Below are 6,300 nucleotides of genomic sequence, written 5' to 3'. Positions count from 1 at the left end.
GCGGTCCCCAGCGCGGTTCCCGCCGCCCGCCGGCCCACCCAAACTTCTCTAGCACGATTCCCGCCGTCCCCCGACCCACCCACGCGATTCTCGGCGCTCGCCGACCCGCCCACGGTTCTCCAGCGCGGTTCCCGCCGTCCCCCGACCCACCCGCGGTTCTCCAGCACGTTTCTCGGCGCTCGCCGACCCACCCGCGGTTCTCCAGCACGTTTCTCGGCTCTCGCCGACCCACGCGCGGTTCTCCAGTGCGGTTCCGCGTTCGCCGGCTCGCACCCGACGGCACCGTCATGGAATTTCCGCTGCCCGACGGCATGCGGATGGAGAGGCATTCGGGTAGCCCTCCCGGAGGGCAGGACCAGCCCCACCCGAGCCCACCACCTAGCCGGAGCAACACCTGTTGCCATTCAGGCGCGCGCAACAAGTGTTGACATCGTTGATCTAGCAACATACGTTGCTTGCGTGGGCGTTGACTCGAATGTGGATCTGGCCGGGCTTGTTGATGCGGTTGCGGCGCCGGGTGGGCTGGTGGGGCTGGAGCGGTTGACGGAGTCGCTGGTGGCGATGGAGGGGCGGCGGACGTCGATCATCGATGGGTTGCGGCAGGGGCGGGCTGCCAGCTGGGATGAGATCGGCAGGGCGTGCGGGATGACTCGGCAGGGGGCGACTCGACGGTGGTCCAAGCAGGTGCATGCGGGTTCGTTCGGGGCGGCGGCGGAGGCTTATCGGCGGGGGCGGCCGGGTTATCCGCAGTCGGCGGTGGAGTTCGCGGTCCCGAGGCGGGCCAAGCGGGTGCTGGATCTGGGTGCCGGGACGGGGAAGTTCACCGAGCTGCTGGTGGCGGCCGGGCTGGATGTCGTGGCCGTGGAGCCGTCCGAGCAGATGCGGGCACAGCTGGCCGCCGCGGTGCCGGGGGCCGCCGTCCGGAGCGGGTCCGCGGAGAGCATCCCGCTGCCCGATGCCAGCGTCGACGCCGTCGTGGTGGCCCAGGCGTGGCACTGGGTCGACACCGCGCTCGCCGTTCCCGAGGTTGCCCGGGTGTTGCGGCCCGGTGGTGCGCTCAGTCTCGTGTGGAACATCCGCGATCACGCGGAGCCCTGGGTCGCACTGCTGGACAACGTTCTGCATCAGCACACGCGGCAGGAGATCGACACCGAGCCTGCCCTGCCGAGCCCGTTCGAGCAGGTCGAGCGGACCGAGATCCGGTGGCGGCATCCCCTCACCCGCGGTGAGCTGCTGGACATGGTGGCGTCGCGGAGCTACGTGATCGTGCTGCCCGAGCAGGAGCGGGCGCAGCTCCTCGGTGAGGTCGAGGAGCTGCTGGACTCGCACCCCGATCTGAAGGGGCGCGACGAGCTGAGCATGCCCTACATCACCCGCTGCACCCGGGCGCTGCGGGCTTAGGACTGTCCGGCCGATCATGAACGGCCCGCGATCGGCCGGACAAGGCTCAGGCGAGGTTGGACGAGCGGGGGTAGGCGTCCTCGGGGTCGGTGATGACGTTGACCAGGTAGGGGACGCCCGCGTTGAAGGCGCGGGTCAGGGCCGGCTCGAGGTCGTTCGCCTTGGTGACCGTTTCGCCGGCTCCGCCCAGCGCCTCGACCACGTGGTCGTAGTGCAGGCCCGGTTGCAGGTCGGCGGCGACGTCGTAGCCGTACATGGCGCGCATGGGGTGTTTTTCCAGGCCCCAGATGCCGTTGTTGCCGACCACGATGACCACCGGGAGGTTCTGGCGGGCCAGGGATTCGGCGTCCATGAGGGAGAAGCCCGCCGCGCCGTCGCCCATCAGCACGCAGATCTGGCGGTCCGGATATGTCACCCGGGCCCCCATCGCGTAGCCCATGCCGGTGCCGAGGCAGCCGTAGGGACCCGGGTCGAGCCACGTGCCGGGCTGGGACGGCTCGAGGTAGCGGCCCGCGTACGACACGAAGTCGCCGCCGTCGCCGATCGTCACCGCGTCGGGCGCGAGAACCTTGCGGAGCTCGCCGTAGACGCGGGCCGGCTTGATCGGGTCCGTTTCGGCGGCCATGGCAGCGGCGTCCCGGGAGCGGCCCGCGTCCTCGGCGGCGCGCAGGCCGGCCGTCCATTCGCTGTGGTCGGCGCGTTTGCCGGTGTGGTCGGCGAGCGCGGTGAGGGTCGCGCGCAGGTCACCGGCCGGGGACACCGCGGGCTGGACGTGGGTGGCCCGCTGGGACGGGGCGTCGACGATGTGGATGACCTGGGCGGGATCGAACTCGCCGAAGTTGAGGCGGAAGTCGAGGGGTGTGCCGATGACCGCGATCACGTCGGCTTCGTTGAGCGCCGCCCGGCGGGCCTTGGCGAAGTTGAGCGGATGGCCGGGCGGCAGCGCGCCACGACCCATGCCGTTGGTGAAGACCGGGATCTGCAAGGCTTCCGCGGCCGCCGTCAGTGCTTCGATCGCGTCGCCGGCCCAGACGTCGGAGCCTGCGATGATCACCGGGCGGGCGGCGGAGGCGAGCAGCTCGGCGGCTTTCGCGATGTCGGCCGGGTCCGCGGTGGTGACCGGGATCGGGTCGGCAACGGGGGCGGGCACGTCCTCACTGGAGAACAGCACCTCGAGTGGCAGGTCCAGGAAGGCCGGGCCGCGGTGCGCGGTGAGCGCGGCGGTCAGTGCGGCCTGCACGGAGCCCGGGATGGATGCCGTGTCGGGCACCGTCGCTGCGTACTTGGTGATGGAGGAGACCAGCGGGATGTGGTCGATCTCCTGGAGGCTGCCGGATCCCCAGCGGAAGGCCGGGGCCCGCCCGCCGAGCACCAGGACCGGGGAGGCATTGAAGAACGCGCTGGTCAGGCCCGAGATGCCGTTGGTGACGCCGGGGCCGGCCGTGAGCACCGCGAGACCCGGACGGCGCTGCAGCTTGGCGACGGCCTCGGCGGCGAACACCGCCGACTGCTCGTGGCGCACGTCATAGATCGGGAAACCGGCTTTGTGCGCGGCGTCGTAGAGCGGGAAGACATGGCCTCCGGAGAGGGTGAAGAGCTCCCGGATCCCGTACGCCCGGAGCGCCGCCAGCGCCAACTCCCCGCCGTGCCCCTCGATCTGCCCCTCGCTCATGTCGCCCATACCCGAGTGCTCCCCTCGATCGGCCCGTGCCCAGCACGCTACCGCCGAACGGGCACGGGTTCAGCTCAGCAGGCGACTGAGATCGTCGATGAGGTACGAGACGCTGGAGCCGAACGAGACGCCCGACGTGAGGCTGTACGCCACGAGCAACGTCAGCACCGGCACGGCAACGAGCACCAGAATGCTGAGCAGCACCTGGAGGACCCGCATGCCCCCGCGCTTGCGAGCCGGCACCGGCGGAGCCTGCCACCCCACAGTCGGCGGCCGCTGCGAAGAAGGCCGCGCAGCAGAAGCGGCCCGCGCAGCAGAGGCCGGCCGCCCCGACGAAGCGGGCCGCGCAGAAGAGGCAGACCGGGCAGAAGAGGCAGACCGGGCAGAAGAAGCAGGCCGGGCCGGAGAAGCGGAAGGACGAGCGGGCGAGGAAGGCCGCGCCGCCTTCTGGGTCGGGGCGGCCGGCGGCGAGACCGGCGCGGTGACCGCGATGTCCTGAGAGATCGGGGACGTGGCCTCAGGATCGGGCACCCAGTGATGCTCGGCGTCCGGCCAGGGGTCGACCGCGGGCGGCATCCCGCCGGTGAAGTCGCTCCGGCCAAGGTTGAGGTCGCGGCGGGACTGCGGCACGGTCTCCATGTCGTCGACCGTGACCCGCTTGCTGCGGGTGGCCGGAGGCTCGCGGGAGAGCAGCCGCATCTCCGAGGTCGGGCCGGGGGCGGCGGGTTCGCTGGCCAGCAGGGCCGCGTCGGCGAGGATGCTGCCCTCGGCGACGACGAGCTCCGGCTGCTCGATGACGACCGGGGCCTCGCCCAGGGCCCGGTGCAGCAGGGTGCCGACGAGCGGGATCCGGCTGGCGCCGCCGACCAGGAAGACGCCGGCGAGGCGGCCGTCGGGCAGGTCGGCCCAGCGCAGCAGCTCCTGGGTGACCTGCACGGTCTGGTCGAGGATCGGGCGCGCGAGCTCTTCCAGCTCGTCCCGCGTCACGTGCATCTCGACGTTGAGCAGGGGGATCATGACGTCCGCGGACTGGCTACGGGACAGCCGTTCCTTCGCGATGCGTACGTCGTCCCAGAGCTGGCGCTGGGCGCGGCGTTCCTCGAGCGTCGTCGGCTCGCTGAGCCGCTGCCAGGCCTGCGGATCGCGCTCGGCGCAGAGTTTGCCGAGGTGCTCCACGATCGCGGCGTCGATGTCCAGGCCGCCGAGGTCGTCACGGCCGTCGACCGCGAGGACCTCGAACCCCTCGGCCGTACGCGCGACGACGCTCGCATCGAACGTCCCCGCCCCGAAGTCGTGCACCACGACGACAGAGCCGATGGGCACGTCCCGGCCGAGCACCTCGGCGAAGTAGGTGGCCGCAGCGACGGGCTCAGCAACGAGCCGCACCCGCTCCAGCCCCGCGCGCCCGGCCGCTTCGGCGAGCAGGCCGCGCCGAGTGGCACCCCAGGTCGCGGGGCAGGTGAGGGTGGTCTCGGGCCGGACCGGGCCGACGGCGCGGTGCCATTCCTCGACGACGCGGACCAGCACGGCGGCGATCAGGTCGACGACCGGCAGCTCGCGCTCGCCGAGCAGCACAAGACCGTCGTCGATGCGCCGTTTGGGGTTGGGCTCGAAGCGGGCGGGGTCGCGGCGGGCGCTGTGCACGGCGTCCCGGCCGACCAGCAGCGTGCCGTCGGGCTCGGAGTAGACGGCCGAGGGCAGCAGCGGCGAGCCGTCGAGAATGATCGGGCGGGCGCGGCCGTCGGGCCAGCGCGCCACGGCGACCGTGTTCGAGGTGCCGAAGTCGACGCCGAGCGCGTGCCGACCCTGGTCGATGGACATGCGCGCCAGTGTAAGGGGTGGCGCACACGAGTTGATCAGGGCAAGGGCGCGTTACCGCACCGGTCGCCAGCGAAGGCGGCCGTCGTGGCCGCGGGTGCACCGGACTGCCTGCCCGTCCTTGGTCCGGCCGGTGCTGCCCTCGATCTCACAGATTTCCCGGACCACCGGCGCGTCGTCCTTCTCCGGCGGCAGCAGCGCCAAGTCGGGAGGCGTGGTGGTAGAGGGAGGAGAGGTAGCAACAAAGGGGGTGAGTGCAGGAGGGGAAGAAGGAGGTGTCGAGACCGGCGGAGGCGTAGTGGGGCGCTGGGAACGCGTGAGGCGGCGCGAGGCCATGCCGGAGGAGGGCGGCGCCGAGGTGGCGCGACTCGACGGGTGCGGGTCCACCGGCTTCGGATCCACCACGACCGGAGCGTCCGCGGTGCGCGGCGCCGCCGAGAGGTGTTCCTGCTTGCCGCCGAAAGTGACAAACCCGATCACACCGCAGAGCAGCGCCTGACCGACGACCAGCATCACGGCGACGGTCACCGTCCGCCTCACCGATGTCGCGCCCACCCCAGGCATCGTCACAGAGGGGAACTTTATGGCAACAGATCGATATCCGCGAGATCCCCTCTCGGTAATACCATGATCACTTTCCGGTAAATGTCGGCTTCCGCTTCTCGACGAAGGCCGTGGTGCCCTCGACCCGGTCGTCGGTCGCGAACAGACCCGCGAAAAGGTGGCTCTCCAGCGCGAGCCCCGAGGCGAGATCCATGTTCAGGCCGCTGTCGATGGCCTGCTTCGCCGCGCGCAGAGCCAGTGCCGGACCGGTGAGGTACGGCCGGACGAGCTCAACCGCGGCGGCGTACACCTCGGCTGCCGGAACGACCCGGTCAGCGAGACCGATCCGCAGCGCCTCCTCGGCGTCGACCATGCGGCCCGAGAAGATCAGGTCCTTGGCCCGGGCCGGTCCGACGAGCCGAGCCAGCCGCTGCGTGCCGCCCGCACCGGGGATGATGCCCAGCTTGATCTCGGGCTGCCCGAGCTTGGCGTCCTCCGCGACGACCCGCCAGTCGCAGGCCAGCGCCAGCTCGCAACCGCCTCCGAGGGCATAACCGGTGATCGCGGCGACTACCGGCTTGGGGATCCGGGCGACCGCGTCGAAGGCACCGGACAGCGCCTCCGCGCGTACGGTCATCTCCTGAAAGGTCGTGGTGGTGAACTCGGTGATGTCGGCACCGGCGGCGAAGACCTTCTCCCCGCCGTACACGATGACGGCACGGACCTCGGGTGTCGCGGCCGCGACCCGTGCGGCCTCCCTGAGCTCCTCCTGGATCTGGGTGTTGAGCGCGTTCATCGGGGGCCTGCCCAACCGGATCGTCCCGATCGCCTCGTTGATCTCCAGCTCCACGAACTCGCCCACCAGA

5 protein-coding genes are annotated in these 6,300 nt (G+C 71.3%); 1 reads left to right on the top strand and 4 read right to left on the bottom strand.

Going from position 1 to position 6,300, the window contains the following annotated elements; genetic code table 11:
- Positions 1 to 459: 459 nt before the first annotated feature.
- Complete coding sequence (locus Ahu01nite_RS29915; RefSeq protein ID WP_239159241.1) at positions 460 to 1,401, top strand: class I SAM-dependent methyltransferase; 942 nt, start codon at positions 460 to 462, stop codon at positions 1,399 to 1,401.
- Positions 1,402 to 1,447: 46 nt separating this feature from the next.
- Here Ahu01nite_RS29915 and Ahu01nite_RS29910 read toward each other — a convergent pair whose 3' ends face one another.
- The 4 genes from Ahu01nite_RS29910 to Ahu01nite_RS29895 all read right to left on the bottom strand — a co-directional run bounded on the left by Ahu01nite_RS29910 (position 1,448) and on the right by Ahu01nite_RS29895 (position 6,296).
- Positions 1,448 to 3,073 carry an acetolactate synthase gene (locus Ahu01nite_RS29910; protein ID WP_203840013.1) on the bottom strand — a complete coding sequence of 542 codons (1,626 nt, stop codon included), beginning with the start codon at positions 3,071 to 3,073 and terminating at the stop codon, positions 1,448 to 1,450.
- Between the two features lie 69 nt (positions 3,074 to 3,142).
- Positions 3,143 to 4,894 carry an Hsp70 family protein gene (locus tag Ahu01nite_RS29905; protein WP_203839993.1) on the bottom strand — a complete coding sequence of 584 codons (1,752 nt, stop codon included), beginning with the start codon at positions 4,892 to 4,894 and terminating at the stop codon, positions 3,143 to 3,145.
- A 51-nt stretch (positions 4,895 to 4,945) separates the two neighbouring features.
- Entirely contained in the window at positions 4,946 to 5,461 is a 516-nt protein-coding gene (locus tag Ahu01nite_RS29900; RefSeq protein ID WP_203839992.1) for a hypothetical protein, read from the bottom strand.
- Positions 5,462 to 5,522: 61 nt separating this feature from the next.
- A complete protein-coding gene (locus Ahu01nite_RS29895; protein WP_203839991.1) occupies positions 5,523 to 6,296 on the bottom strand; it encodes an enoyl-CoA hydratase/isomerase family protein in 774 nt (257 codons plus the stop codon).
- Positions 6,297 to 6,300 lie beyond the last annotated feature (4 nt).

The sequence above is a fragment of the Winogradskya humida genome, assembly GCF_016862215.1.
GTDB lineage: Bacteria > Actinomycetota > Actinomycetes > Mycobacteriales > Micromonosporaceae > Actinoplanes > Actinoplanes humidus.
This window is presented reverse-complemented; position numbering and strand designations above follow the sequence as displayed.

Bases quoted from the DNA above. Each gene is read 5' to 3' on its own strand.
- Ahu01nite_RS29910 (WP_203840013.1), bottom strand. From the start codon at position 3,073: ATGAGCGAGGGGCAGATCGAGGGGCACGGCGGGGAGTTGGCGCTGGCG.
- Ahu01nite_RS29905 (WP_203839993.1), bottom strand. From the start codon at position 4,894: ATGTCCATCGACCAGGGTCGGCACGCGCTCGGCGTCGACTTCGGCACC.